At 46.8% G+C, this 2860-nt stretch carries 3 protein-coding genes; 1 reads left to right on the top strand and 2 read right to left on the bottom strand.

Going from position 1 to position 2860, the window contains the following annotated elements:
• Together AC3A14_RS24440 and ahcY are read right to left on the bottom strand one after the other, a co-directional pair.
• The coding region (locus AC3A14_RS24440; RefSeq protein ID WP_487779230.1) for an exopolysaccharide biosynthesis protein at nt 1–261 on the bottom strand (261 nt) is incomplete at its 3' end.
• A 170-nt stretch (nt 262–431) separates the two neighbouring features.
• On the bottom strand, nt 432–1709 hold the full coding sequence (gene ahcY / locus AC3A14_RS24435) for an adenosylhomocysteinase (protein ID WP_318736327.1): 1278 nt from the start codon (nt 1707–1709) through the stop codon (nt 432–434).
• Nucleotides 1710–2299: 590 nt separating this feature from the next.
• Here ahcY and AC3A14_RS24430 point away from each other — a divergent pair.
• Nucleotides 2300–2728, top strand: coding sequence for a ribosomal maturation YjgA family protein (locus AC3A14_RS24430; protein ID WP_318736324.1), 429 nt, complete (start codon nt 2300–2302; stop codon nt 2726–2728).
• Nucleotides 2729–2860: the final 132 nt, after the last annotated feature.

The following is a 2860-nucleotide window of genomic DNA, read 5'->3' as shown; positions in this document are numbered from 1 at the left end:
TTTTCCATTCAAAACTCGTTTCGGAAACCAAGGCTGCTTCGCGCCCCAAATAAGCTGCATGGCGAGTAAAAACATGACAATTCCAAACGGAATTGAATACCCTGGTGCAGGGATAGGTAAGGCAGATGGCAACGACAACAACACAAACAAAAAACCAAAAACCCGCTCTCCTGCTAGTTCCAGCATTTCTGCTAAAGTCACCTCAGAAGAGCGGTTTTCTTGCCAAAAATAACGTTTGAATTCTACCGAAAGTTGAGCCATAAAGGGGGAAAAGGTTAGGAGGATGGGGGGATGGGGGGATAGGGGGTTTTCATATAAGATTAAAAACCTCCATCTTCCTGTCCCCGCGTCTATCCATTTTGGAGCCAAGAATCAAATATCTTAGCTCTTTCTAAGGGATGATTGAGTAACGCTACCCTAACCTAACAATCTTAGGTTCCAACCGTCCAGCTATTCATGTATTCCACTTGCTCTTCAGTCAGAGTATCAATGTTAATACCCATCGCTTCCAACTTCAGGCGAGCAATTTCATGGTCAATTTCTTGAGGAATGGAATGCATACCGGCTTCGAGTTTACCGTGGTTTTTCACCAGATATTCACAAGCCATGGCTTGGTTAGCGAAACTCATATCCATTACCGCGCTGGGGTGTCCTTCCGCAGCCGCCAGGTTAATTAAGCGACCTTCGCCAAGAACAACTACAGATTTGCCGCTGGGCAGAATATATTGTTGAGTGAAGGGGCGCACATCCTTAACTTCAGTCGCCATTTCACCCAGGGTAGCGAGGTCAATTTCAATATCGAAGTGACCGGAGTTACATACCATGGCTCCGTCTTTCATGGCTTCAAAATGCTCTTTGCGGATCACGTGTTTATTCCCGGTTACGGTAATAAACAGATCGGCTTGGGGAGCGGCTTCTGCCATGGGCATTACCCGAAAACCATCCATGGTGGCTTCAATGGCACGTACAGAGTCTACTTCGGTAACGATTACATTAGCACCGAGACCCTTGGCCCGCAGAGCTGCACCTTTACCACACCAACCATAACCAACGACAACCACATTTTTACCGGCTAACAGGACGTTGGTGGCGCGGATGATACCATCAAGGGTAGATTGACCGGTTCCGTAGCGGTTATCAAAGAAGTGCTTGGTGTCTGCATCATTCACGTTCATCGCGGGGAAGGTTAATACCCCATCTTTGAACATGGCTTTCAAGCGCACGATACCGGTGGTGGTTTCTTCGGTTGTACCAATAATTTCAGGAACTTGTTCTTGACGTTCTTTAACCAGTTCAGCGACTACATCACTACCATCATCGATGATAATTTGGGGATGGTGGTCTAGGGCCACTTGTACGTGGCGTTTGTAGGTTGGGGTGTCTTCCCCTTTAAGGGCATAAACCCGAATGCCATAGTCTTTGACTAAGCAAGCGGCAACATCATCTTGGGTAGAGAGGGGGTTACTGGCAATTAGAATTGCGTCTGCGCCGGCTGCTTGAAGGGCGATCGCCAAATTTGCAGTTTCAGTGGTAACGTGACAGCAGGCAACTAGCCGAATTCCGTCTAAGGGTTTTTCTTTGGCAAAGCGTTCCCGAATTTGCTTGAGAACTGGCATTTCCCGTCCAGCCCATTCAATGCGCTGTTTGCCTAAAGGGGCTAAGGAAATGTCTTTGATGTCGTAATTGAGCTTTTCGGCTGTTGCAGTCATAAGATCTACTGAAAATAATGGTTCACAATTGACACTTTGCGGTCTGAATACACGCAGATTTTTCAGGCTATACCTGAAAGGGTCTGTCAAAAAGTATTTCTACTACTGACCCTTTACACTGTTGCTTTCACTTCAGGCTACTGTTTTTTTGGCTGTTTAGGTACTACCAATCGACTTCTATACGCTCAACGTCCTGCGATTACTTGCCCTTCGGGAAGCCTGACTTTTTACGGTTCGAGAAGGGCAGGCATTTCTCCTTAACTAGGATCTGTGTGAACGCGCAAAGTGCTAGGTGGGCATCATTGACCTGAGACTGATGGCAAGCATACAGTTTTGGGTCTGAGTTATTACCACCCATACCTCGACTGACCGTTTAAGATCGGGTTTTACTCAGGATTGTGATGTTGCGAGTCTTGTCTTGAGTCTACACTGAAGTACAAGGCGCAAATTTCCCATACAATAGTCTATCATCTCGATTGACCCGCTACAGATCTTTTTTGAAGAGTATGTAGGGCTTCAGTGTGGTAATTGCTTTTCCTGGAAGCTCTGTAGCGCTTCATGCTAGGGAATAGGGAATAGGAAATTAGGTCATGTCAAGTCCCAGTATGCAATTGAATATCAAAGCCTATCGGTTTTGGCTCTATGGGAGTTTAATCGCGATCGTTCCGTTGGGAATGGGCACGAAGTTTTATCGCGGTTGGGGAGAATGGTGGGTTAATGATTATGCCGGTGGTATTCTCTATGAGATTCTGTGGATGATTTTAGTCGCCCTAGCTTGGCCAAAATTACGGCTTTGGAAAGTGGCGATCGCCGTTTTTTTATTCACGTCGTTTGTGGAAATCCTGCAACTGTGGCATCCTCCCCTACTTCAAGCCCTGCGATCGACCCTTCTGGGCAAACTGATTCTAGGAACAACATTTGTTTGGTTGGACTTTCCCCACTATGCCATCGGTTGTGGTCTCGGTTGGCTCGCTCTCTATGGGTTGCAAAAAGCCTTGACTCATCCGCAATCTATATAACCTGAATTCGGGATAAACAGCGACTCTTTCCTAAGAGTGCGCTCCTATACGAGGGAGCGACTCATTAAACGTTACTCGCATCAGATCGAGTCAATCGAGTGTGCGCTCCGAGCCACCACTCCTTACGCGAGG

This window comes from Roseofilum sp., from assembly GCF_982964205.1.
This window is presented reverse-complemented; position numbering and strand designations above follow the sequence as displayed.

Coding starts and splice junctions, on each gene's coding strand:
- ahcY (WP_318736327.1), bottom strand. CDS start 1,709: ATGACTGCAACAGCCGAAAAGCTCAATTACGACATCAAAGACATTTCC.
- AC3A14_RS24430 (WP_318736324.1), top strand. CDS start 2,300: ATGTCAAGTCCCAGTATGCAATTGAATATCAAAGCCTATCGGTTTTGG.